A 22,460-nucleotide genomic window follows, 5' to 3' on the forward strand; every position below is an offset into this window, starting at 1 on the left:
AGACGGATTATGGTTGCAACCCCACAGGCTGGGCCAGGAGTCGCGATCGCGACCCTCAAGCCCTTTCTCGCTGGCGGTCTGATGCTGGTCATTGGGTTGATGGCACTAGATCGATTGGGCCCAGGGCCGCGCTGGTTGACGACAGCAGGCTCTAAATCTGCCGAGGGCTGCGAAAAAATTGTGCAGAGCAATGCCCAACTCAGCCGTGAGCAACTCGCTAAGCTGCTCGCGGTGCCAGAGCGTGACCCCAAGGAGACAGTGCGTGGCATTGTGGCCGAGCCCTATTGCAGTCTTCCCCAGCTCCAGGTGCGATCGGGGGTGTTGTCCGAACGAGAAGCCTATCCCATGGCCTGGGATCCTTCCGTACAGCTGGTAATTCTTTACGAAAATGATGAGTACGCTGGCTATCGCTTTCGGTTTCAGTAAGGTGTTGCCCTGTCTAAAACAGCTGAGAACTCAGCTGGCTAAACCCATCAGCAGATTTCTTCCACCCTGGGCTCAGGGGCTGACTGGCCTAGGGCTAAGACAAATAGTTCTGAGTTTGGGGATTGGCCTAGCTGGGTGTAGCACCATTGCCCCGGTGGTGCCCCGGCAAATTGTGCTGAAGCAGACGTGGGAAATTGAGTCAGGCGATCGCGTGGCCGGTCAGGTAGTGACCGGTAGCCTGGGTGATATCTCTGTCCAACTGAGGGGAATCCGGCTACGGGCTCCCTTTGATGGGCAGGTGGAGTTAGCGGCTAAGGGGTTCCACTGCATTTATTTTTCTGCCGCTGAGGTGCCCGCATATCTGTTTCGGTACTGCGGCGTAACGCATCCCCGACTAGGGGCTATTTCAAGTGGTGCAGTCATGGGCAAGGGACGCATCGTCCACTTTGCCACCCTCCGCCGACAGCCCGATGGCGCTTGGGCTCTGGTAGAGCCCTCCGATCGCGTACTGGAGCAATCGCTCAATCAGCCCTCTCCCACCTGGCGTTTTTAGACGATTTCTGGAATGAGGATGCCAGCTTTTTCGCTGACTGTAGCCACCGCAAGGTGAGTATTGCCCACTATTGAAAAGACTATTTTCCCAAAGTTGACTGAGCGTTCTTTATTGATCTGACATTTTTATTCGGCGTTTCAAGCATTAGCCCCTCTCTGCCAAGCTGTTCTACCCATGAAGTCTACTCCTACTTTGCTGGCCGTCAGCTCATTGCTGACTCTACTTGCCCCTTCCCCTGTCAAGGCCGAAGATGACCTCTTGAGCTTTGACCTCTCCCCCGTATCATGGGCTGAGCCTGCCTCCATCCCGCCCATCCCGGCGGCTGAGGGGACTGAGGCTGACCCCAACAATCAGCCCCTACCCATCCCCCCTGGGGCGGTCAATCCGCCCATGCGCTTTCACTCTCCGCAGCAGCTGCCTGCCGGGATCTATCGGCGTGGGGTGGCGGTAGCGCTGAATGAGAGCACCTCCCCCGCGCAGCTGCTGCCCCCCGCGCCACCGCTACCAGAGGCCCAGATGGTGGCGGCGGCCCCAACTCAGCCTGTGCAGACCAGCGCCGTACCCACAGCACCTCCGGTAGAGCTTTTAGACTTTGCCCTAGAGCCATCTGCGGCGGTGGTGGTGGCGCGCGCCAAGGCAGAGGCGGCTACCGTCGCCGTTAGCAATCCGCTGCCTGGCCTGTTTGAGGGCAATTCAGACTCTCTGGTGGCCTGGGCTGTGGGCAGTGCCGAGGGCACTCGCACCCCCAATGGAGCTATTAACTCCGCCTACTTTGGCCATACCGACCCTGGCAATCGCGTCTGGAACATGGGCACATTCTCGTATCAACACGGTGCCCAGACCCCCCAGGAGGCCGATCAAAAACAGCTAGCCCGGCTACAAAATCAGGGGGAAGTGCTCCGCCAGCGAGCCCTCAAGCACGGTATGAATCTCACCCTCGAAGAAACCCTCAACGGCCTCGACTTAGCCAATCAGTCGCCTTTGGCGGCCATTGGGCGGGTGGGCTATATAGAGCGGCTGGCCGAAGCCAAAGCCAACGGCTACGAAGGTTCTGAAGCCATTTTAGTAGCCCGTACTCGTTCTTATATCAACCCCAACACCGGGCGCTGGAATGCACCTGGGCTGGGTAACACCGAGCCCAGTATTCGCCGTGACCAACAGCGGCGGGCCAATGCTGTGGCCAAGGCGATCGCCGCCTATGCCGATCAAGATCCTCAGCTTGATCCCAGTGCCTGGGTGCTATCACCTCCCCCCGTGAGCGAGGCACTGCTGGCCCAAAACGACACCCGATCAGAGCCTGTCGATGAGGTGTTGACTATGTGGACCGCCCCCAGCGACCCCCCTGCTCTGTCGGATGCAGTGGCCTTAGCCAGTGAGCCACACCTAGAGGACGACGACCCCCTAGGGCATCTGTGGCAGATCACCGTAGAGCGGCTCACCCAGGTGGCCCTCAACCAGGGCACGGCGGCCTCTCATCAGATGGCGTCGGGAATGAGGCTGTTTAACCCCAGCGGCACTCCTGCCGAGAAAGCCGTGGAACCGGTCGCTGAAAGCATTGCCGACGTGCCCCATCCCATTGCTCAGGCAGAGGAGACATTGGCAAAAGAGACATTGGCAGAAGAGACCATCCTCGGTGCTGTAGAGACGCCATCCCCTCAGGAAGCTGCTACGGCGATCGCAGTGCCTACCTGGGCCGAAGCCCGGGAGGGCAGCCAGAGTGCGCCATTCTTAGAGGCCCCGGCTGAGCCCGTAGCCGGAGCTTTTCCCGATAGCCAGGTCTATCTGCCCACCTCTCTCCCCTCAGCCAACCAGTCCGCTGAGCCACTTTCTGACGCCATGTTACCCCTACCCCCATCGGGGGAGAGTTCAAAGATTTCTGGCGACTTACCTAGGGATTTAACCCTTGATCCAGCTCTACCATCCCCGGAGCCCGTCTTACCAGCCGACGAGCTGATAAAATCCCCGCCTCCGGCCCCCACCTCTACTTCAGTAGAGGCGGCCGGTGAAGAGTTGGCCCCGACGGCGGCATCCGAGCCTGGGGTAGAGACTGTGCCTGGGGAGGCGATCGCATTCCCCACCGCTGAGTAATGCTTTCTGCGTTGAGCCCCCGCCATCGGCCCTCGGTAAAGACCCTGCCACAAATCACGGGGCGGTGGCCATTGCTGGCGCGACAGCCCCTGGGTAGAGCGTCATATTTCTGGGTATCCTAAAATCCTGCATCGCTGTTTCCTTCACCAGGCTAAAGGTATGAAGCAAGATCTCCAAATACCTTTAACTGACCTAACCCAGGCCAAAGAAAGTAAAGATACAATGGCCGCGCCCAGGGAATAGCACTTTATTTTTCATTGATGCGTAGCATAAAAGAAGCTCGATCCTAATCCTCACAGGCCCATGCCGGATCTAGATGCCAACGCTTTGCCCAGCGACCTCTCAGCCTCTGATCTGCTCAGTGGCCATGAGGCGATTGACAGTCGCCTCAACGTCGGTCAAATGCTCTCTCTAATCGATAGCATTTTGCCCTTTGAAGCCTGTCTCTACCACGAAATTATTCCCCTCTCGGTCGAGGCGAGCTGTCTACATTTAGGCATGGTCGATCCGGGAGATGTGGCCGCGATCGACTATGCGCGCAAGCAGCTGGCCTTTATTCGCTGCTCAGTAGTGTCTTGGCCTGTAACCTCTGACTGGCAGCGCAAGCTGCTGTCTAAGTACCTGAGCTACGCGGCTCGTGCCAAGGCTAAACTCCAGGCTGAAAGTGTCGCCGCCGCGCCACCCTCTGTTCCTGGCGATGAACTGCTGACCTTTATTGTTGACAGCCCCGAGAACCTCCGTGGTGATCTAGGTGTAAATCGTGGCGTTGCATCAAGAGGCCCAGCTGAGATTGTTACACCCATCCCAGGCGATCGCCCCAGTGCCCCTCTCGATGCTGGCGCTCAAGCTCCTGAGGCTCAAGCTACCAGTGCTCAGGTTCAACAACAAAAACCACTGGAGTCGGCGATCGCAGCCAACCAACCTTTGGAGCTGAGCCTTGACCCTGCACTCCGCCAGATGTCGGTTGACCAGATGTACCACCTGCAAGTGCCTCAGCTAGCCCAAGCCTTGCTCAACCAAGTGCTCACCGGAGGGATTGGGCGACTCTACTTTGAGCGGCGACCTCACCATGGCCAAGTGCTTTGGAGCAAAGATGGAGTGGTGCAGGCGGCGCTCAAAGAGCTTAGTCTGGACCAGCTTCAGGGCGTCATCAACGAGCTTAAACACATTGCCCATCTGCCCCTGCTGCCCAGCAACAAAACCACCGAGGCCGATATTGAGCGTCTCTACCAGGGAGAGCGAGTGCTGCTGCGGCTGCGGCTAATTGCAGGCAAGCACGGCGAAGAAGCTACGCTACAGGTGTTGCGCGGCGCGGCTCTGCGGTTTTATCAACAACAGCAAGTTAAAAAGATGGGTGAAGATGCCCTGGGCGTTGCTAAATCTCTCCAGAGCCGAATCAGTCAAATTCGCGATCGCGCCTGTGAGTCGCTAGTTGCCGAATCTCCCTCAGCTCGCACCTTGGAGTCCCTGAGTCAGCTGCTCAAAACTATGGAAGAGCAAGTTGACCAAATCATTCATTTCTCAGGCGACTCAGAATCAGACAAACTGCCCTAACGTGGCGATCGCGCCCTCGACTTGAGCAGACTCTTCAGATGATCGCCATAGCCCCCAGAAAGCCTAGTCTCGCTACAGCCAAGACGATTTACGCACGACTGTAGCGCGGCTTACCTGCTCCCTAGAGGTCTGACTTTGCGCCCCAGGCACTGGTCATGCGGCCAAAGTTGACCTGAAACTCATCTAGACCTAGCCAGTTCCCTGGGCGATCTTCATCCCAAGAGGCAGAGAGCACGCCATAGGTCAGCCCAACTACCCCTAGACCAAAACAGCCTAAGGTGACCAGCAACACAAAGTAAGAGGGCAGCTCCACCACCTGATTGACCACCAAATAGTAGCTCACCAAAAAAGTGAGCACGCCTAACACGGTGGGTATTCCTGAAAACGCCAGCATTCTCCGCAGCATTCTACTGCTGACAACTTCAGGTATAGCCACCGGGGCTTTATCAGACTGTTTTGAAGATAGCCGCCCTGAGGTCGAACCGTGTTGAGAAGCCGCGACCTTTTTAGAGCTTGTCCTGGTGGAGGCTGCCTTTTTGGCGCTCTGGCTAGGAGCTGACGTGGCCGATTGCTTAGGGGTGGCAGATTTACCAGCGGCCTTTTCGCCCGCATCCTTGCCGCCGGGCTCAAAGGGCAAACGCTTGCGCGAAGACTCAGAGGGCATATACCTACAGAATTATCTTGAACAACTTGTCATGAATAAAACTGTCACGCATGGAACTGCCACAGCTAAGCGACTGGCTTAGCTGTGAAGCTAGTTCTAGCCACGAATGCCAAGTTTTTGGATCAAAGCGCGGTAGCGCTCAGAATCTTGCTTTTGCAGATAGCCCATCAGGCGCTTGCGCTGGCCGATCATCTTGAGCAGACCCCGACGAGACGAATAGTCTTTTTTGTTCTTTTGCAGGTGCTGGCTCAGCTGATTGATGCGGTCAGTGAGCATGGCAATCTGCACATCGGCAGAGCCCGTGTCGGTTTCGTGCACCTGGTAGTCGGAAATAAGTTCCTGCTTGCGCGCTTGCAACAGAGTCATGGGATAGACAGTTTTTCTAGAAGGATAGATTGAGTCAGGATTTTCAACTATAGCACAGGGGTTGTTGCTCCGATTATCTCCCCTGCCATAGCTACTGGCTGAGCCAGGCGATCGCCTCTCGCACCCAGCCCTCAGGATCGGCTGTCTTTTGCAGGGTTGTACTTTGCCCTACCGCCTGGAGTGCTTTGAGCACCTCGCTCTGACTGTAGCCTAGGGCACTAAGGGTAACTTCTACCTCTTCGTAGAGGGTAGGCACAGGGCCAGCGGCGGGGACGAGGCCAACGCCCGACTGGGTTTGCCAGTCTTGGAGCTTGGTTTTTAGCTCTAGTACCAGGCGCTCGGCGGTTTTGGTGCCTACCCCAGGGGTGCGAGACAACAGCCGGGTATTGCCGCTGACCACCGCCTGGGTCAGCTCAGATTCTCCCAGGGTGTCGATCAGGGCCAGAGCCATCTGAGGCCCGATACCACTGACGCTGATCAGCAGCCTAAACAGGTCTCGCTCTTGACGCTGGCCAAAGCCAAACAGCACCGCCTGGTCATCGCGAAAGTACAAATGGCTAAATAGCTGCACCACCTCGCCCAGGGGCGGCAGCAGCGATAGCTGACGCGCCGGCACCTGCATGTCGTAGCCCACTTGATTGACATCGAGAGTGACAATGATTTTGTGGTTGCCGGGTTTTTGAATGTCGGCCAGCGCCCCTTTGAGATAGCTGATCATGGGGCGGAGTCGGGCTTTTTGGGTCGGGTACGGTTGGGCGATCGCTCACCGCTGTGCTCTGGCCGCGCCTCCGACGCACTCGGGATGGCCGTAGAATTTTTGCCGCCCTTTTGCCGCTGAATCAGAGGTGAAGGGGCTGTTTCTTGGGGTGGCTGCAAGTGGCTGCGGCCGTTTTGAATGATCCGCAGCATCTGGGAAAGCTGCTGCTCGACGCTAGAAAGCACCTGGTCGGCATAGCCATCGGCCTCCTGCTGAATCATGGTCTGCTCGCTCAGGGCCTTTTGCCGCAGCGATTCCCACTCTCGCTGAGCCTGAAGCTGCATTTGCTCGATGTCACCCATGACCTGGGTGCGCAGACCATCGCAGTCTTGCTGGGCCTGGGTTTTGATCTGTTGGGCCATCTGCTCGGCCTGGCGCACAATGCCCATCTCGTCAAGCAGTTGAGCGGCCTGCTGCTCTGCCGCCGTAATCAAATCTTCGGCATAGCGCTCGGCTTCGGCGACGATGGTGTTGCGCTGCTGCAAAACCTGCACCGCCTGACGAAAGGCGGGGGGTAAGTTGAGGCGGATGGCGTCAAGCTGGTCGAGCAACTGGTCTTCGTCGATAAGGGTGCGGCCGCTAAAGGGTACCCGGGGGCTGGCGAGAATGATCTCTTCTAGCTTGTTGAGATCTTGCTGAATGTCGATATCGCCGGGGTTGGGCAGGGCTGCACCGTCCGTCGCCTCTACAGACAATCCATTGGTTTGGGCAGGGCGGGATTGGGTACTGCGGCGGGCTGGGTCTGGGCGTAGCATTGGTAAACGTCTCGCGCTACATGGTGGGGAACAAGATGATCGATGGGGCCGCCAAAGCGGGCAATTTCTTTGACCAGGCTGCTGCTGAGAAAGCCATACTCTGTCGACGTTGAGAGGAATAGGGTCTCAATATCGTCAGCTAGGGTTTTATTAGTATGCGCCATTTGCAGCTCTTTTTCGAAATCTGAGAGCACCCGCAGACCCCGCAGCAGCACCTGAGCGCGGCGCTGGCGGGCATAGGTAATGGTGAGCCCGTCGTACTGATCGATGTCTATGTTGGGCAGATGATTGACCGATCGCTCAATCTGTCGAATGCGCTCGGCGGTAGAAAACATGGGCACTTTGTTGGGGTTGCTCGACACCAGCACAATTACCCGTTCAAAGAGCCTGCTACCTCGGGTAATGATGTCTAAATGGCCCAGGGTGATGGGGTCAAAACTGCCGGGATAAATGGCAATCAAAACGACCGCTCTCAGTGTGAATGTGGCGATTATAGCTAAATTTCGGCGGCTTAGGGGAAATTAGGCCGGGGCCAGCTAACGGCTGATGTGGAGGAGCAAGATGTGTTGCTGTCGAGCATTAGTTCTGTCCGGCTGGCGCTACTTCTGTGTCAAGGGGAGGATTGAGTCGTTTGCGGTAGACGCGATCGCACCGCGCCGTCTCTACTCCGCTCGCTGGCTCATAGCCACTGGTCTCGTAGAGCCTTACCGCCTCCTTCAGCACTGACGCGGTTTCAATCCAGATGTCGCTAAAGCCTCTGGCCTGAATGACGGCTTCTATTGTGGTCAGCAAGTAGCGACCCAGACCCTGGCCTCGAGCGGCGGGCAGTAAATACATCTTGCGAATTTCTACCGCCTGGGGGCCGCGATCAATGGAATAGTACCCCGCAGTGCCCACCAGCTCGCCCGCCCGCTCTACCACCCAAAACTCCCCGCCGGTGGCCCAGTAGCAGGCTTCGACCTCCAGCACGTCGCGATCGCTGCCCTCGGGCTCACAACCCAGACCATATTCCTTCAGCACCTGGCGAATGATGGCCATGGCGGCATCGCGATCACCTGGCTGCCAACTGCGAATCAAAAACGGGCCAAAGGCACTGCGGTGGTCAGAGAGCATGTTAGCTGTGAATGCGAGGTTGGGGATGCAGAGTCGCGAGCATCTCGCTCTCTGCAGCGGCCAGTTCCCCGAGGCGGGCGTCTACCTCAGCCCGGGGAAAGCGGCCCGTGGCTAGCACCCAGTAGGCTCCGTAGTGGCGGGCTTCGGAGGCCATTAGACTGCGGTAAAACTGGGCTAAGTCGCGATCGCCCAGGTGGTCAGCCAAAAGCCCCAGTCGCTCATGGCTGCGGGCTTCGATCAGGGCTGAGACCAGCAGCAGATCGAGCTGCCGATAGGGTTCCTGCGATCGCACCTGCTGGCGCAGGGCCGCGCCATAGGGCGGCGGCGGCAGGGGGCCAAAGGCGACGCCCCGCCGCTCTAGCCACTGGTTGACCTGGGCAAAGTGGGCCAGCTCTTCTTGGGCGATCGCCGTCAGCGCCGTCACTAACCCGGCGTCGGAGGGGTAGCGATTGATCAAGCCCATGGCCACGCCAGCGGCCTTGCGCTCGCACTGGGCATGGTCGAGCAAAACCACATCTAGGTTGGCCAGAGCTTGCTCAACCCAGGCTAGGGAGGTTGGCGTCTGGAGAAACTTAATTGTGGCAGTAGCCGGGGCCATAAAGAGAAAAACTGAGCTTAGACGTTAGTTCAAGCCACCGGTAGCTAGCTCACCTAAAGATAACAATTGGGGCATTACCGGGCTTTGTCTGTTAGATACGATGGCCTAGGCAATTGGGGCAAGACTCTTGAGATACTGTACTAGGGCATGCAGGCCCAGCCGATAGCTATCGGCCCCAAAGCCGCAGATTTGACCCACTGCAACGGCCGCAATGTAGGAATGATGGCGAAAAGGCTCGCGCTTGTGAATATTGCTGAGATGTACCTCTACGGTGGGCAGACCAACAGCGGCGATCGCGTCTCTAATGGCCACACTGGTGTGCGTATAGGCACCGGGATTGATCAAAATACCCTCTTTATTGCCCCAGGCCGACTGGATGCAATCTACCAGCGCCCCCTCACTATTTGACTGGAAAAAATCTAAGGTCGCACCTAACGCCTCGGCCTCGTGGGTCAGCATGGCTTCGATAGTGGTCAGGGTTTGGCTACCGTAGATGCCGGGCTCTCGCAAACCTAACAGGTTTAGATTGGGGCCGTGAATCACCTGCAAGCTTATCAATGGTCTACCAGTGAGCGATCGTTTGACGGTTGCGAACCTAAACTGAGCTGAGACGCCCTACGTGCAGCAGGTTCATCGGTCGCATTGAAGCAGCTAGCTGTCACTAGAAAAAATTTCTTACTCATGGCCTCACGGCTCAGAACCGGGACAAAGGACACCACAAGTTTTACACAATGATCTAGCGACGGGGTTCGTCCACAGGGATGGGAATCAGCTCAGGCTCACCTTGAATTTCAGGGCCAAAGAGAGCTTCAATCACTCTATCGACCCACTCGCGCAGCTTTTCGAGAGCCTTATCGATGTAATCCATTGGGGCAAAACTCCTTACTGGCACTCGCTACCCCGGCTACTCGCGCCTGAGACGGGCCTTAAGGCCCAGTGGGGGTGCGCTTAAATCCATAATTACATAATAACCATTTGAGTCAAATGATCAACCTAACCATCACAGCAAATTGCGACGCAGGGCATCCAGCGCCGAGAGGGCGCTGAGCTGACGCACCCAATCCCGACCCCGATAGCCCGAAAATTCGTGTTTGTAGCTCATTACGCTGCCGCTGGGCAGAGCGAGGCCAATGTAAACCAACCCAACGGGTTTAGTAGTGGTGCCCCCCCCTGGTCCTGCGATACCGGTGATGCTCAAGGCCCAGTCAGTTTTTAGCAAAGCTTTGACTCCCAGGGCCATTTGCTCGGCCACGATCGCACTCACCGCCCCCTCGGCCTCAAGGGTAGCCCCATCGACCCGCAGCAACTTTACCTTGACGGCATTGTCGTAGGCGATCACACCGCCGTAGAAGTAGGCCGAACTGCCAGCAATCTGGGTAAACAGCTGCCCCAGGCCTCCCCCGGTACAAGACTCGGCTACGGCCACCGTCTGCTGGTGCCGTAGCAGCAGGTTGCCAACTACCGATGGCAGAGAGTCGTCGTCAGCCCCATAGCAGTCGTCACCCAGCAGATCCCGAATGCCCGCTTCTACTGGCTCGATCTGGGTCAGAGCTACCTCGGCAGATTCAGCCTTGGCGGTGATCCGCAGTTTGGCTTCGCCCTTGCTGGCGTAGGGGGCAACGGTGGGGTTTTGTTGACTCAGATAGGGGGCTACCCGTTCTGCTAGAGCCGACTCGCTAATCCCCCAAAATCGCAGCATGCGGCTGACGATGGTAGTGGTGACCCAGCCATTGGCTCGCAGATAGGGCACGGCGGTTTCGCGCCACATGACCTGCATCTCGCGGGGCACACCTGGAAATGTCATCAGCGTCAGGTTTGGGCGCGGCGACCAGATAATGCCGGGGGCCGTGCCCTGGGGGTTAGGCAATACCATGGCACCAGCGGGCAGCAGGGCCTGCTTGCGGTTGCTGGGGGGCATAGTACGGCCCCGAGCGGTAAATTTAGTTTCAATATCGGCCAAGATATCGGTCTGCTCGACCAGGGGGGCCCCAAACAGGTCGGCCAAGGTCTCTAGGGTGAGGTCGTCGGGGGTGGGGCCTAGGCCGCCGGTAAACAAAAGCAGCTGCGATCGCTCTGCCGCCAGGGTCACCACCTGCTGAATGCGGGCTGGGTTATCGCCCACCACAGTCTGGTAGTAGTGGGCGATGCCTAGGCTCGCCAACTCCTGGGCTAGAAACTGAGCGTTGCCGTTGAGAATATCCCCCAGCAGTAGCTCGGTACCCACACAGATGATCTCGGCACTGCGCATTGGGCTGGGGACAGCAGATGGCTCAGTTTGGGATAGGGAGCTGGAGGGCATAGATAGTCCTTTAAACGGTAGGAAAGATGCCAGGGCGCAATAGTGTCATTATGACCATGGCAGGGGAGCCAGGCACAGCCCACCGGAGGTAAAACAGCTGGCTCGTCAACTCTATACGGCGTTTGGTGCAAGGGGAGAGACCCAATGGCAGGTTGGCAACGGAGTCCACAATCATCTTGGTCCGGTCGGGAGGAATGGGGCGATCGCAAGCCCGGCTGGGGCGATGGCCTACTGACCGTGCTGCTGGGGGGCCTGATCTACCGCACCATGGTTGCCCTGTGGATGCTGCCGGGGTTTGACGAAGCCTACTACTACCTCTACAGTCGCTATCTCAACTGGAGCTATTTTGATCACCCGCCCATGGTGGCTTTGACCACCGGCATTGGCTGGTGGCTGACGGGGGTGATCTCGCCTTTTACCCTACGGTTGGGGGCGCTGGTGATCTACTGCATCAGTCTGGGGCTGCTCTACCTGACGGCAACCCGTCTGTTTTCGGCGGCGGTGGGCTATATGACCTTGGTGATTGTCACTCTAATACCGCTGCTGACCATTGCCTTTGGCATTCTCAACTCCCCCGACAACGCGCTGGCTTTGTTCTGGAGCGCCACACTGCTGGTAGCCGCCTGGGAGTTTTTCCCCAGCAGCGATCGCCTCAGCCGCTACGGCTTGATTCGGGCTACCTATATGCCCACCTGGCGGATTGTGCTGCTGGGGTTAACCGTTGCCCTGGCAGGTTTGAGCAAATACCACGGCTTCGTGCTAGGGCTCAGCTTAGTGGGGTTTTGTGCAGCCTATAAACCCTATCGCGCAGCGCTGCGATCGCCTTGGACACTGCTAGCCCTGGGGGTCTTCGGGCTCACTCTCTTTCCCCTCTGGTACTGGAACAGCCAACACGACTGGATTTCCTTTCGCTTTCAGCTGGGTATGCGGTTTGACGGCGGCACAGGCAGCAGCGGGGTGAACCTGGGGCAGATGGTCGGCTACTGGCTGCTGTCAATTGTCTATTTATTCCCACTGTTTGGGTTTCCGCTGTGGTGGGTGGCGGCCAAGCAGAGCGGCAAGCAGATCTTATTTTTGACGGCCCCTAGCCTGAGCGGTGATGAAGCGCAGGATCACTACAAGCAGGGGCTAGTGCTCTGGCTGTCGCTGCCGATCATGCTGCTATTCACCCTGCTGGGGGCCAAGCAGCAGATCTTGCCCGCTTGGCCTGCCCCTGGCTACTGGGGCATTGTCATGCTGCTGGCGGCTCAGGCCTTGGTCTGGCAGCGCCAGCGGCCTCGGCTGGTAAAGCGCTGGCTGTGGGGGTCGGGGTTATTTTTAGCTACCCTCTCTGTTGTCGCTCTACTGCACCTGCGCCTGGGCATTTTGCAGCAGCCCAGCACCTACGCTCTGTTTGGCGGTCTCGTGCCTGTGGCGCAAGACGACTCGACAGAACTGCTCGATACCGATCAGATCCGCCGTCGGTTTGCCGATACGCCAGAGATTCGCGTGGCCCTTGACGAAGTTGGCTTTGTGTTTACCAACGAATACTACCTGGGGGGTTACCTGGCCATGGGCATTCATCCTCTAGTCGATGTGCCCGTTACGACCTTTAGTCAAGACCCACGCGGCTTTGCCTTTTGGTTTGACCCTGCCGCCTGGGTTGGGCAAGACGCTCTGTACATGACCCTAGAGCGATTTACTCAAGATGATACAATTCTCGATCGCTACCGCCCACTCTTTGAGAGCATCGAACCCCTAGCCACTGTCCCGCTCATGCGGGGCGGCGAGGTGACCGAGACCATCCACATCTATCGCGCTAACAATTTGCTGCGACCGTACGAGTACCCCTACGGCCCCTCAGCGAGTGCGCTGACGCAGCCGCCAGCCGGTGTAGCTAACTAGTGCCGTGGCACTGAGGGCGTAGACGACACCACTGGGCACACCCGCAAAGGCCAAAGCCAGACTGCCCACCCACAGCGTCAGCACATAGATAAACAGCACCGTCACCCGATGGGACAGCCCCGCCTTCAGCAGTCGGTGGTGTAGATGGCGTTTGTCGGCCACAAAGGGCGATTTGCCTTCTCGCAGACGGTCTAAAATTACCGCTGACATGTCGAGAATGGGCACCGCTAAGATGAGGTAGGGCAGCAGAACGGCTGCTGTAGTCACTGTTTTGACCAGGCCAATCACTCCCACCGCCGCCAGGGTAAAGCCCATAAAATAGGCCCCACCATCACCCATGAAGATTTTGGCAGGGTTAAAGTTGTAGCGCAGAAACCCTAGGGCACCCCCAGCTAGGGCGGCGGCGATCAGGGCGGCGGCGGGCTGGTTCATATAGAGACTAACCACTAGCATCACCAGGGCGGCAATGCCCGAAACACCGGCAGCAAGGCCATCGAGGCCGTCGATCCAGTTGATGGCGTTGGCCATGCCCACCAGCCAAATCACGGTGACTGGCAAACTAATAATGTCGGGCAGCTGCGTCAGCCCATAAAAGGGAATGGTGAGAAAGTCGATGCTGACGCCCACGTGCCAGGCCATGGCGGCCACCACCGCCTGCATGATCAGTCGGCTGAGGGGCGATAGGCCAAATAGATCGTCGGTAAGTCCAATTAAAAAGAAGGCTAGCCCACCCAGGGTCACGCCCCAGATTTGAAACTCCTGGGGCGGGGCTAGGTGTTGTCCAGTGGCGTCGATAAAGCCACCTAGAGCCCACACCATCAGCAGGGCTAGCAGAGTGCCAAGAAAAATAGAGACGCCGCCCAGGCGCACCATGGGTTGGTCATGAACTTTTCGACCGCCGGGCAGATCGACCCGCCCACTTTTAAGGCCAATGCGGCGAACGATGGGTGTTGTGCCAAGTACCACCGCGGCGGAAATACCAAAGGCCAACACGTGATACAAAACAAACGGCATAGTCACCCCTCCCACTTTGGAGCATTCTCCAGCCCGTTAGGCGTTGGCCTACGGTTTGTAGTTCGATCGCGATATCTCATCCTGCACTTCGCCCTGGGCCAGTCGCGAAAACAAAGTACCCAGTGACGTATTTTGCCCGAAACAAGTCCATAGGATAGGTTGCTTCTTGCCCAACATGCAAAACTCCACGCAATTATGACAGATCATTAAGGCGTCACCCTAACTTTCGGTCAGATTGCATGGAGTAAGACATTGGACATTGTGGGTTGGATATCGGGTGATGGGAGATGGGGCTTTCACCCAATCTCTGCCCCCTAAATCTCTACACTAGGACGGGCACCTGGGCACCCAGGTGGCTGTATAGCGGAAACCGCTCACACAGAACCGCCACCCGCCGCTTACAGTGCTCGGCTGTGGCGGCATTGTCAGGATTGAGCAGGCGATCGCTGATAATGTCCGCGATTTCAATAAACTCGGCCTCGCCCAGCCCTCGGGTAGTCATGGCCGGAGAGCCCAGGCGCAGCCCGCTGGTGACAAAGGGCGACTCGGGGTCGTAGGGCACAGTGTTTTTGTTGGCGGTGATATTTACCTCGCTGACCAGCTGATCGGCGCGCTTGCCGGTCATGGCGATCGAGCGCAGGTCGCACAGTACCAGGTGGTTGTCGGTACCGTTAGAGACCACCTTGATACCCCGCTGCTGGAGCTGAGCAGCTAGAGCCTGGGCGTTGGCGATCACCTGAGCGGCGTAGGTGCGAAACTCGGGGCGCAGGGCTTCGCCAAAGGCCACGGCCTTGGCGGCGATGACGTGCTCCAGGGGGCCGCCCTGGCTGCCGGGGAACACGGCCTTGTCAAACTTTTTGCCCAGCTCGGCATCGCGGGTGAGAATCAGGCCCCCGCGAGGGCCGCGCAGAGTTTTGTGGGTGGTGGTGGTGACCACGTCGCAGTGGGGCAGGGGATTGGGGTGCAGACCCGCCGCTACCAGACCGGCGATGTGGGCAATGTCAGCCATCAGGTAGGCACCGACTTCATCGGCGATCGCCCTGAATTGCTCAAAATCGATGGTGCGAGGGTAGGCCGAGTAGCCACAGATGATCAGTTTGGGCCGGTGCTCTAAGGCCAAGGCGCGAATGGCATCGAAGTCGAGTTGCTCGGTCTCACGGCTGACGCCGTACTGGGCGACCTTAAACCACTTGCCCGACACGTTCACCGGAGAACCGTGGGTGAGGTGGCCACCATGGGACAAATCCATGCCCAAGATGGTGTCACCGGGCTGTAGCAGGGCCAGAAAAACGGCAAAGTTGGCCTGGGCACCAGAGTGGGGCTGCACGTTGGCGTGGGCGGCACCGAAGAGTTCTTTGGCGCGATCGATCGCCAGCTGCTCAGCCTCATCTACAAAGGCACAGCCGCCGTAGTAGCGCTTGCCGGGCAGACCTTCGGCGTACTTGTTGGTCAGCACCGACCCCTGGGCCGCCATCACCGCTGCCGAGGTGAAGTTTTCGCTGGCGATTAGCTCTAGGTGGTCGCGCTGGCGCTGGAGCTCGCGGTCAATAATGCTGGCCAGCTGCGGGTCGGACGATTGTAGAAAATCAGAATTGGTTTGAGGCACGGGCTAGGCTCCCAGTTGACAGAACTAACTAAGTGGACAAAATTGTAGGGAGTGAATCGCCAGTGAACCCCAGCGGCCTACTCTCCCCGTGGTGCGTGATTTCCTAGTCGCCGATTGCTGTGGAGCCAATCATTGCTGTAGAGCTAGGGTGCAACAGGATGGGCAAGAAAATCACGGTGAGTACGCAGTCTATTATCTTATCTGGGTCGCTCTAAATTTGGTAGATGCTTGCCAGAGGTGCGCCAGCAATACAGCTATCTCAGCCGCAGATTTTGACTTGACAGCAAATGTTACAGTTTGCAACATATAATCGTTAGGAACGGCAGGGGCAGATTGCTTCGGAGAATGGGCTAATTTCAACTGTTTTGCCAAAGTTGGGTGCAGTTGTGAGAGTCTAAGTTAAGCAGAATTGCCTGTAGTCGGTTTGAGATTTATATTCTCCAGGTTTGGGTTATTAATGCTGCAACTGACGGATTCACCCCCTAGCCAATCCCTATCCTCCGTTGACGGTGCCTACGAGGTGTGTCGGCGCATCACGGCTAAGTATTCCAAGACGTTTTACACTGGCACCATGTTGATGGCCCCCGCTAAGCGGCGCGCTATCTGGGCCATCTACGTCTGGTGCCGCCGCACCGATGAGCTGGTCGATGGCCCCCAGGCCCAGTTCACCAGCGAAAAAACCCTCGATCGCTGGGAGGCGCAGTTAGAATCCATCTTTGCGGGTTGCCCGGTAGATGACGAAGACGTGGCTCTCGTGGATACCCTGGAGCAGTTTCCCCTCGACATTCAGCCCTTTCGCGACATGATTGCGGGTCAGCGTATGGACCTGCACCGCAACCGCTACGAAACCTTTGCCGATTTAGAGCTCTACTGCTACCGAGTAGCAGGCACCGTGGGGCTAATGTCTACCACGGTGATGGGCATTGACACCCAGCTGCAAACGGCTCCCTGGGCTAAGCAGCAAAATCTCGATCCGATTCCCCAGGCGATCGCCCTAGGCATTGCCAACCAGCTCACCAACATTTTGCGCGACGTGGGAGAAGACGCCCGCCGGGGCCGTATTTACCTACCTCTGGAAGATCTCCAGGCCTTCGACTACACCGAGGCCGACCTCATAGCTGGGGTAGTAGACGATCGCTGGCGATCGCTGATGGCCTTTCAGATCGATCGCGCTCGGCAGTTTTATACCGAAGCAGAGAGCGGCATTGGGCTGCTGAGCGAAGACGCCCGCTGGCCCGTGTGGTCGGCCCTGGCGCTGTATCGTCAAATTTTGGATGTGATCGAAGAAAACGGCTACGACGTGTTCACCAAGCGCGCCTACGTGCCGGGGCTACGGAAGCTGCTGACCCTGCCAGGAACATTAGTGAAGGCAAGGGTTTTATAGAGAGCGGAGAGGTAGCGAGGTCGATGGTCGATTGGGCAATGCCACGACGGCCTGGAGTTATTAAGATATGTATAGAGTAATTTTTCTCTATCGTCTCTAGGCTTTGTATTCCCATGACGACCACTGTTGATGCTGTCGATCAAAGTGTGCAGCCCGCCGCCCCGAGCTGGAAAATTAAGCTGCTCTACGATGGCGACTGTCCGCTGTGTCTGCACGAAGTAAACTTTTTGCGAAAAAAAGACAACGGGCGGGGGCTGGTGGTCTTCACCGATATTGCCGCCGATGACTACAGCCCCGGAGACAATGGCGGCGTAGATTTTGTGACGGCCATGGGCCGTATCCATGCGGTCAAGGCCGACGGTACCGTGATCCAGAATGTGGAAGTGTTTCGTCAGGTGTACGACGTGCTGGGCATTGGCTGGATCTACGCCCCCACCCGCTGGCCTATACTTGGCCCCCTGGTGGACTGGGCCTACGGCGTCTGGGCCAACTGGCGGCTGGCGGTGACTGGGCGACCCAGCCTAAAGACTATTTTGGCCGAGCGGGAGGCGCGGCTGGGCGAGGGGTGCAGCAATTCGCAAAGCGATCCGTTTCGGAATCGCTGCCAGGTTTAAGGACTTCACCGTGGCCGCATCAGCTCAGCCGTATCGGTGGTGCCCTAGAGACTATCTCATGCAGATCGACTGTAGCGTTGTCTCTAGAGATAGCTCTGGGCCGTCGGAGTTGTTTCTGCCATGCCTGTGGAGTAGCCCGCTCAACCAAGGGCGTGTCTTAGCCCATGGGTTGGGTACCGTCGTTGACCGCTAAGCGCAGGGCCGACAACGCCAAAATCACCAAAAACAGCGCCAGACCAATGGTGCAGGCATAACTAATCTCCAGCTTTTGAAAGGCCTGCTCGTAAATGTAGTAGACCACGGTTTTAGAACTGTTGCGGGGGCCGCCCTGGGTCATGATGTAGACCTCTTCAAAGACTTTGGTGGCGGCGATCGCAGAGATCACCCCCACCAGCACCAGGTAGGGCCGCATCAGCGGCAGGGTGATATCCCAGTGGCGACGCCACCCGTCAGAGCCATCTAGGGCTGCGGCCTCGTAGAGGTCTTGGGGAATGCTTTGCAGCCCCGCCAGGTAGATCACCATGTAGTAGCCCAGCCCTTTCCACACCGTCACCACCATGACGCTAAACAGGGCCAGGGTCGGGCTGGTCAGCCAGGGAATGCCGCTCTCTGTCAGCCCTAGAGCCTTTAGCACCTGGTTAAATAGACCGGTCTCGGCGTAGAGCCAGCGCCAGGCAATGCCCGCCACCACCATCGACACCACCACGGGCGAGTAGTAGGCCACCCGCAGCCAGTGGATGCCCCGCAGCTGGCGATTGACTAAGATTGCCAGCCCCAGGGGGGCAAAGGTGAGCACCGGCACGACCCCGGCCAGATACACCAGGGTATTGCGTACCGTTTGCCAGAAGATATCGTCTCTGATCAGCCGCTGGAGGTTGGCCCCGCCCACCCAGGTAGGCGCTGCCGTCAGGTCGACCCCAAAGGTCGTAAAACTCAGGTAAAAGGCTCTGATGGCAGGCCAGAAGACCGAAATCCACAGGGCTGCCAGGGCAGGCAGCAAAAATAGGTAGGGGATGGCCCACTGGGGAAGCATCAACTGCGATCGCCAACGCGGGCCTGCCTGGGGGGAAGCGGTCATGGCTGTTAAACCTGATAAGAAACCCATGGCCAGAATAGCGGAAAGCTCTGACCTGTGGGGCATTTGGCCATTATTTAACCGCCGCTCGCAGGGTTGACAGTTGGCCACCTCAGAGCCGACATAGCCTAAAGCTTTGCTCTGCGCCAGGCTCTACCGCTGCACCTTGGCGGCTTCGAGCAACGGCTGCTCGACCGCGATCCGGGGCAGACGATGCTTAAAGCCGCAAAGAATTTCCCAGCTGATGGTGTTGGCCAGGGTGGCCCAGTCGTCGGGGCTGAGGGTGCGATCGCCGTCGCGGCCCAGCAGAGTCACCACCTCGCCCTCCTGCAGGTTGGGAATGCCGCTGACATCCAGCATCAGCTGATCCATTGTGATGGTGCCGATCTGCTGGGCTAGGCGACCCTTGACCAACACCTGGAGCCGGTTGGAGAGCACCCGGGGCACCCCGTCGGCGTAGCCAATGCCGACTACGGCCATGCGAATGGGGCGATCGCAGACATACTGATGCCCGTAGCTGATGCCCGTGCCCGCCGGTACATCTTTTAGATGGGTGATGCGGGCTTTCACCTGCATCACCGGCTGGAGGTCAACCCGACCTTGCAGGTGGGGGGCGGGGTAGAGGCCATAGAGGCCCAGACCTACCCTGACTTGGTCGTAGTGCAGGGCCGGGGCGGCCAGGGTAGCGGCGGTGTTGGCCAGGTGCAGCCGGGGGGGCAGCAGGTGCTGCTGGCGCAGGTTATTGACAGCGGTAGCAAAGCGCTGGTGCTGTAGAGCCATGACCGTGGGGTCAGGGTCGTCGGCGGTGGCCAGGTGGGAGTAGAGGCTGTCGATTTTGAGGTGGGGCAGCGGCTGCACAAACCGGGCAAAGTCGACGGCTTCAGCCCAGGGAAACCCCAGCCGGGACATGCCAGTGTCGATTTTGAGGTTGACTCCCACTGGCCGGGCGGTGGCCAGCTTTGAGAGGGTGTCAGAAAATACTAGCGCCTGTTTGGGGTTGACCAAAGTGGGTTGGAGCCGCCAATGAGCGATCGCCTGCATTTCTTCGGTGCTGTTGACCGCCCCCATCACCAAGATCGGAGCCTGGATGCCGGCCGTGCGCAGCTCAATGCCTTCGGGTACCGTCGCTACCCCCAGCCAGGCGGCCCCAGACTGGAGTGCTGTCTGAGCTACGGTCACCGCTCCGTGGCCGTAGGCGTCAGCCTTGACCACCGCCATTAGCTGGGTAGTAGCGGGCAAAATGCTCCGAAACTGCCGCACATTGTGCCGCAGAGCTGCCAGGTCAATCTCGACCCAGGCCCGGCAGCAGCGCATGGGCTCTAGGCCCGGGGTTTGATCCCAACTCAGCATCGGCTCACTCCTCCTTCACCGGGGTTGCCTGGGGGGCTGGCGACCCCATCATAGCGCCAGATTCTACCCCGGTTGAACTGCTTCAGGCCAGCGCCTCAGATGGCGCCCCAGATGATCCCAGAGACAGGGCGCTATGGCAGCGTCTCTGGGGCCAAAAGCCCCAATTTAGCTTCTGTGCTACCATCGGGCTAATATTCTTTAGCCAATTAACCATAGGAATGAGTAAGGTTCTGGTGCTCAATGCCTCCTATGAACCGCTCAACATCACGAGCTGGCGACGGGCTGTTGTTCTTATCATTAAGGGTAAGGCCGAGCGGGTTGAGCACAACGGCAAGTTTATCTATGCCGACTTTCCGCTGCCGTCGGTCATTCGTCTGCGCCACTATGTGCGAGTGCCCTACAAAGACATTCCCCTCACCCGGCGAAACCTGCTCCAGCGTGATAATCACACCTGCCAGTACTGCGGCTACGGTGGAGAGGGGCTGACCCTTGACCATGTGCTGCCGCGATCGCGCGGCGGTGGCGATAGCTGGGAAAATATGGTGGCCGCCTGTGTTCGCTGCAATGTCAAAAAAGGCAACCGCACCCCCCGCGAGGCCAATATGCCGCTGTTTAGTCAGCCGCGCAAACCCCACAGCAGCCTCTACTTCGAGGTCACCCGACACATCCACAGCGGTGTGCACCAGGAGTGGAAAAAGTACGTTATCGGCATCTCATAACCACAGATCTGTAGATCTGTCCTCTGATAGGTTTCGCTAGCGCTTCGGTAGCAATTTGCGATAATGGAGGCAGTCGAAATATTAATCAATTGCAAGACTAGGCGGTTGCAATACCCCAGGTAGATGGCTCATCTGTACCTCAGGGGCAACGTTTGTAGAGTTTGGAGACCCTAGCCGGTTGAGCACGCAGTCGCAGAAGAGAACAGCAGTCATGACCAATAACCCTAGTTTAGAGGCCCCTGTCGCCACCCATCCCCAGGGGGCACTGTCGTTGATTGCGCGTCACAACGGCGACAACGACATCCACAACCCGGTGCAGGCCGTGCGGCAACTGCTAGAAGCCCATCGCGAAGAGCGCCAGCTAGTGCTGCTGCAAGACTTTCCTGACCCCGATGCGCTGTCGTCGGCCTGGGCCTACAAGCTAATTGCTGCCAAGTACAGCATCGATTGCGACATTATCTACGCTGGCACCCTCAGCCACCAGGAGAATATTGCCCTGGTGCGGCTCACCAACTTACCCGCCCGTCGCTGGCAAAACGCCAGCGATGACGCCTCTCTGATCGACTACCAGGGGCTGGTGCTGGTCGATAATCAGGGCACCACCAGTCAACTCTACGCCCACCTGCGCGAGGCTGGTCTGCCCCTGGTGCTGGTGATTGACCACCATGCGCCCCAGTCAAAGCTCGACGCCGAGTATATCGATCTGCGGCCCCACATTCGCGCCACCGCCACCATTTTGACCGAGTATCTGCAGCAGGGGCTGCTCGACCTCGATCGCAACAACAGCAAGCACACCAAGTGCGCCACCGCCCTGATGCATGGCCTGCGGGCCGACACCAACCAGCTCATGCATGCCGGGGCTAGCGATTTTGCGGCGGCGGCCTACCTGAGTCAGTTTTATGACGGCCAACTGCTCAGTGCGGTGCTGCAAGCCTCGCGATCGAAGCGGGTGATGGATGTGATTGAGCGATCGCTGCGCAATCGCAAGGTGCGCAACAATGTCTCCATCGCCGGAGTAGGCTACCTGCGCTACGACGATCGCGATGCTATTCCCCAGGCGGCAGACTTTCTCGTCACCGAAGACAATGTGCACACCGCCGTGGTCTACGGCATTGTCCACGACGAAGATGAGGAGCGAGAGGTGGTGATCGGCTCCCTGCGCACCAGCAAAATTACCCTCGATCCCGATGAATTTATCAAAGAGGCCTTTGGCCAAGACAGCGAGGGTCGCTTCTTTGGTGGCGGGCGCTCGATGGCCGGAGGGTTTGAGATTCCGGTGGGTTTTTTGTCGGGTTTCTACGAAAACTCTGAGTACAACCGGCTCAAGTGGGAGGTGTTTGACACCCAGATCAAGCAAAAGCTCTGGCGGCTGGTCAACCCTGAAGAGGGCATGATCAACACCGACTAATCTCCAAGACCAATATCCAATTGGCCAATGCCAAAGCCTGCTGGGCTAAACCTCTTTCCAGGAAGTAGAGCAGGATAGAAGTAGAGTTCTACTCCAGGGAAGCGATCGCTCCCCTGCGGAGCTGGCACATTCTCCATCAACCCGGTGCTATGCAGATCGGGTTCTCACAGAGTTGTGAGGGCTATCCGTCTCCCTGCTGCAGATGGGCTACAATCTATCCACCTCGATATATA

Annotated in this window: 23 protein-coding genes; 9 read left to right on the forward strand and 14 right to left on the reverse strand. The window is 58.1% G+C overall.

Going from position 1 to position 22,460, the window contains the following annotated elements:
• Positions 1 to 9 precede the first annotated feature (9 nt).
• The 4 genes from AC0QKW_RS17700 to AC0QKW_RS17715 all read left to right on the forward strand — a co-directional run bounded on the left by AC0QKW_RS17700 (position 10) and on the right by AC0QKW_RS17715 (position 4,621).
• Positions 10 to 426 (forward strand): hypothetical protein, encoded by a 417-nt coding sequence (locus tag AC0QKW_RS17700; RefSeq protein ID WP_473152408.1) that lies wholly within the window; start codon positions 10 to 12, stop codon positions 424 to 426.
• A 154-nt stretch (positions 427 to 580) separates the two neighbouring features.
• On the forward strand, positions 581 to 979 hold the full coding sequence (locus AC0QKW_RS17705) for a hypothetical protein (protein WP_473152409.1): 399 nt from the start codon (positions 581 to 583) through the stop codon (positions 977 to 979).
• A gap of 174 nt (positions 980 to 1,153) precedes the next feature.
• Positions 1,154 to 3,067 (forward strand): hypothetical protein, encoded by a 1,914-nt coding sequence (locus AC0QKW_RS17710; protein WP_473152410.1) that lies wholly within the window; start codon positions 1,154 to 1,156, stop codon positions 3,065 to 3,067.
• Positions 3,068 to 3,370: 303 nt separating this feature from the next.
• The gene (locus AC0QKW_RS17715; protein WP_473152411.1) at positions 3,371 to 4,621 is read left to right on the forward strand and encodes a GspE/PulE/PilB domain-containing protein; all 1,251 of its coding nucleotides are present in this window, start codon (positions 3,371 to 3,373) and stop codon (positions 4,619 to 4,621) included.
• A 121-nt stretch (positions 4,622 to 4,742) separates the two neighbouring features.
• Here AC0QKW_RS17715 and AC0QKW_RS17720 read toward each other — a convergent pair whose 3' ends face one another.
• From AC0QKW_RS17720 to AC0QKW_RS17765, 10 genes are all read right to left on the reverse strand, one after another.
• Positions 4,743 to 5,285, reverse strand: coding sequence for a photosystem II biosynthesis protein (locus tag AC0QKW_RS17720; protein WP_473152412.1), 543 nt, complete (start codon positions 5,283 to 5,285; stop codon positions 4,743 to 4,745).
• Between the two features lie 96 nt (positions 5,286 to 5,381).
• The gene (gene rpsO, locus AC0QKW_RS17725; RefSeq protein ID WP_473152413.1) at positions 5,382 to 5,651 is read right to left on the reverse strand and encodes a 30S ribosomal protein S15; all 270 of its coding nucleotides are present in this window, start codon (positions 5,649 to 5,651) and stop codon (positions 5,382 to 5,384) included.
• Between the two features lie 91 nt (positions 5,652 to 5,742).
• On the reverse strand, positions 5,743 to 6,369 hold the full coding sequence (ruvA, locus tag AC0QKW_RS17730; protein WP_473152414.1) for a Holliday junction branch migration protein RuvA: 627 nt from the start codon (positions 6,367 to 6,369) through the stop codon (positions 5,743 to 5,745).
• Positions 6,366 to 7,163, reverse strand: coding sequence for a hypothetical protein (locus AC0QKW_RS17735; protein ID WP_473152415.1), 798 nt, complete (start codon positions 7,161 to 7,163; stop codon positions 6,366 to 6,368). Before AC0QKW_RS17735 ends, ruvA begins: the two co-directional genes overlap by 4 nt.
• Positions 7,094 to 7,624: a pantetheine-phosphate adenylyltransferase gene (gene coaD, locus AC0QKW_RS17740; protein WP_473152416.1), complete on the reverse strand. Its 531-nt coding sequence runs from the start codon at positions 7,622 to 7,624 to the stop codon at positions 7,094 to 7,096. Before coaD ends, AC0QKW_RS17735 begins: the two co-directional genes overlap by 70 nt.
• Before the next feature lie 118 nt (positions 7,625 to 7,742).
• Positions 7,743 to 8,276 (reverse strand): GNAT family N-acetyltransferase, encoded by a 534-nt coding sequence (locus tag AC0QKW_RS17745; RefSeq protein WP_473152417.1) that lies wholly within the window; start codon positions 8,274 to 8,276, stop codon positions 7,743 to 7,745.
• 1 nt (position 8,277) lies between these two features.
• Positions 8,278 to 8,874, reverse strand: coding sequence for a MiaE family protein (locus AC0QKW_RS17750; RefSeq protein WP_473152418.1), 597 nt, complete (start codon positions 8,872 to 8,874; stop codon positions 8,278 to 8,280).
• Positions 8,875 to 8,979: 105 nt separating this feature from the next.
• A complete protein-coding gene (gene aroQ, locus AC0QKW_RS17755; protein ID WP_473152419.1) occupies positions 8,980 to 9,432 on the reverse strand; it encodes a type II 3-dehydroquinate dehydratase in 453 nt (150 codons plus the stop codon).
• A gap of 178 nt (positions 9,433 to 9,610) precedes the next feature.
• On the reverse strand, positions 9,611 to 9,742 hold the full coding sequence (locus tag AC0QKW_RS17760) for a hypothetical protein (RefSeq protein WP_473152420.1): 132 nt from the start codon (positions 9,740 to 9,742) through the stop codon (positions 9,611 to 9,613).
• Between the two features lie 132 nt (positions 9,743 to 9,874).
• Positions 9,875 to 11,173 carry a competence/damage-inducible protein A gene (locus AC0QKW_RS17765; protein WP_473152421.1) on the reverse strand — a complete coding sequence of 433 codons (1,299 nt, stop codon included), beginning with the start codon at positions 11,171 to 11,173 and terminating at the stop codon, positions 9,875 to 9,877.
• Positions 11,174 to 11,317: 144 nt separating this feature from the next.
• Here AC0QKW_RS17765 and AC0QKW_RS17770 point away from each other — a divergent pair, with 144 nt between their 5' ends.
• Positions 11,318 to 13,057 carry an ArnT family glycosyltransferase gene (locus tag AC0QKW_RS17770; RefSeq protein WP_473152422.1) on the forward strand — a complete coding sequence of 580 codons (1,740 nt, stop codon included), beginning with the start codon at positions 11,318 to 11,320 and terminating at the stop codon, positions 13,055 to 13,057.
• On the opposite strand, the gene AC0QKW_RS17775 is transcribed toward AC0QKW_RS17770, so the two are convergent.
• Positions 13,013 to 14,071 carry a glycosyltransferase family 4 protein gene (locus AC0QKW_RS17775; RefSeq protein ID WP_473152423.1) on the reverse strand — a complete coding sequence of 353 codons (1,059 nt, stop codon included), beginning with the start codon at positions 14,069 to 14,071 and terminating at the stop codon, positions 13,013 to 13,015. The genes AC0QKW_RS17770 and AC0QKW_RS17775 overlap by 45 nt on opposite strands.
• Before the next feature lie 322 nt (positions 14,072 to 14,393).
• Positions 14,394 to 15,677, reverse strand: coding sequence for a serine hydroxymethyltransferase (gene glyA / locus AC0QKW_RS17780; RefSeq protein WP_473152424.1), 1,284 nt, complete (start codon positions 15,675 to 15,677; stop codon positions 14,394 to 14,396).
• 457 nt (positions 15,678 to 16,134) lie between these two features.
• Between glyA and crtB the strand changes: the two genes are divergently transcribed.
• Both crtB and AC0QKW_RS17790 read left to right on the forward strand, forming a co-directional pair.
• The gene (gene crtB / locus AC0QKW_RS17785; protein WP_473152425.1) at positions 16,135 to 17,061 is read left to right on the forward strand and encodes a 15-cis-phytoene synthase CrtB; all 927 of its coding nucleotides are present in this window, start codon (positions 16,135 to 16,137) and stop codon (positions 17,059 to 17,061) included.
• 113 nt (positions 17,062 to 17,174) lie between these two features.
• Positions 17,175 to 17,675 (forward strand): thiol-disulfide oxidoreductase DCC family protein, encoded by a 501-nt coding sequence (locus tag AC0QKW_RS17790; RefSeq protein ID WP_473152426.1) that lies wholly within the window; start codon positions 17,175 to 17,177, stop codon positions 17,673 to 17,675.
• Positions 17,676 to 17,832: 157 nt separating this feature from the next.
• On the opposite strand, the gene AC0QKW_RS17795 is transcribed toward AC0QKW_RS17790, so the two are convergent.
• Both AC0QKW_RS17795 and alr read right to left on the reverse strand, forming a co-directional pair.
• Positions 17,833 to 18,753 carry a carbohydrate ABC transporter permease gene (locus tag AC0QKW_RS17795; RefSeq protein WP_473152427.1) on the reverse strand — a complete coding sequence of 307 codons (921 nt, stop codon included), beginning with the start codon at positions 18,751 to 18,753 and terminating at the stop codon, positions 17,833 to 17,835.
• Positions 18,754 to 18,903: 150 nt separating this feature from the next.
• A complete protein-coding gene (alr, locus tag AC0QKW_RS17800) occupies positions 18,904 to 20,100 on the reverse strand; it encodes an alanine racemase (RefSeq protein WP_473152428.1) in 1,197 nt (398 codons plus the stop codon).
• 218 nt (positions 20,101 to 20,318) lie between these two features.
• Between alr and AC0QKW_RS17805 the strand changes: the two genes are divergently transcribed.
• Both AC0QKW_RS17805 and AC0QKW_RS17810 read left to right on the forward strand, forming a co-directional pair.
• On the forward strand, positions 20,319 to 20,819 hold the full coding sequence (locus AC0QKW_RS17805) for an HNH endonuclease (RefSeq protein WP_473152429.1): 501 nt from the start codon (positions 20,319 to 20,321) through the stop codon (positions 20,817 to 20,819).
• A 211-nt stretch (positions 20,820 to 21,030) separates the two neighbouring features.
• A complete protein-coding gene (locus AC0QKW_RS17810; RefSeq protein WP_473152430.1) occupies positions 21,031 to 22,227 on the forward strand; it encodes a DHH family phosphoesterase in 1,197 nt (398 codons plus the stop codon).
• Positions 22,228 to 22,460: the final 233 nt, after the last annotated feature.

This window comes from Pseudanabaena sp. PCC 9330 (assembly GCF_055795045.1).

Excerpts from the sequence above, each read along its gene's own strand:
- AC0QKW_RS17700 (WP_473152408.1), top strand. The coding sequence starts at position 10 with ATGGTTGCAACCCCACAGGCTGGGCCAGGAGTCGCGATCGCGACCCTC.
- AC0QKW_RS17710 (WP_473152410.1), top strand. The coding sequence starts at position 1,154 with ATGAAGTCTACTCCTACTTTGCTGGCCGTCAGCTCATTGCTGACTCTA.
- AC0QKW_RS17715 (WP_473152411.1), top strand. The coding sequence starts at position 3,371 with ATGCCGGATCTAGATGCCAACGCTTTGCCCAGCGACCTCTCAGCCTCT.
- AC0QKW_RS17720 (WP_473152412.1), bottom strand. The coding sequence starts at position 5,285 with ATGCCCTCTGAGTCTTCGCGCAAGCGTTTGCCCTTTGAGCCCGGCGGC.
- rpsO (WP_473152413.1), bottom strand. The coding sequence starts at position 5,651 with ATGACTCTGTTGCAAGCGCGCAAGCAGGAACTTATTTCCGACTACCAG.
- ruvA (WP_473152414.1), bottom strand. The coding sequence starts at position 6,369 with ATGATCAGCTATCTCAAAGGGGCGCTGGCCGACATTCAAAAACCCGGC.
- AC0QKW_RS17735 (WP_473152415.1), bottom strand. The coding sequence starts at position 7,163 with ATGCTACGCCCAGACCCAGCCCGCCGCAGTACCCAATCCCGCCCTGCC.
- AC0QKW_RS17745 (WP_473152417.1), bottom strand. The coding sequence starts at position 8,276 with ATGCTCTCTGACCACCGCAGTGCCTTTGGCCCGTTTTTGATTCGCAGT.
- AC0QKW_RS17750 (WP_473152418.1), bottom strand. The coding sequence starts at position 8,874 with ATGGCCCCGGCTACTGCCACAATTAAGTTTCTCCAGACGCCAACCTCC.
- AC0QKW_RS17760 (WP_473152420.1), bottom strand. The coding sequence starts at position 9,742 with ATGGATTACATCGATAAGGCTCTCGAAAAGCTGCGCGAGTGGGTCGAT.
- AC0QKW_RS17765 (WP_473152421.1), bottom strand. The coding sequence starts at position 11,173 with ATGCCCTCCAGCTCCCTATCCCAAACTGAGCCATCTGCTGTCCCCAGC.
- AC0QKW_RS17770 (WP_473152422.1), top strand. The coding sequence starts at position 11,318 with ATGGCAGGTTGGCAACGGAGTCCACAATCATCTTGGTCCGGTCGGGAG.
- AC0QKW_RS17775 (WP_473152423.1), bottom strand. The coding sequence starts at position 14,071 with ATGCCGTTTGTTTTGTATCACGTGTTGGCCTTTGGTATTTCCGCCGCG.
- crtB (WP_473152425.1), top strand. The coding sequence starts at position 16,135 with ATGCTGCAACTGACGGATTCACCCCCTAGCCAATCCCTATCCTCCGTT.
- AC0QKW_RS17790 (WP_473152426.1), top strand. The coding sequence starts at position 17,175 with ATGACGACCACTGTTGATGCTGTCGATCAAAGTGTGCAGCCCGCCGCC.
- AC0QKW_RS17795 (WP_473152427.1), bottom strand. The coding sequence starts at position 18,753 with ATGACCGCTTCCCCCCAGGCAGGCCCGCGTTGGCGATCGCAGTTGATG.
- alr (WP_473152428.1), bottom strand. The coding sequence starts at position 20,100 with ATGCTGAGTTGGGATCAAACCCCGGGCCTAGAGCCCATGCGCTGCTGC.
- AC0QKW_RS17805 (WP_473152429.1), top strand. The coding sequence starts at position 20,319 with ATGAGTAAGGTTCTGGTGCTCAATGCCTCCTATGAACCGCTCAACATC.
- AC0QKW_RS17810 (WP_473152430.1), top strand. The coding sequence starts at position 21,031 with ATGACCAATAACCCTAGTTTAGAGGCCCCTGTCGCCACCCATCCCCAG.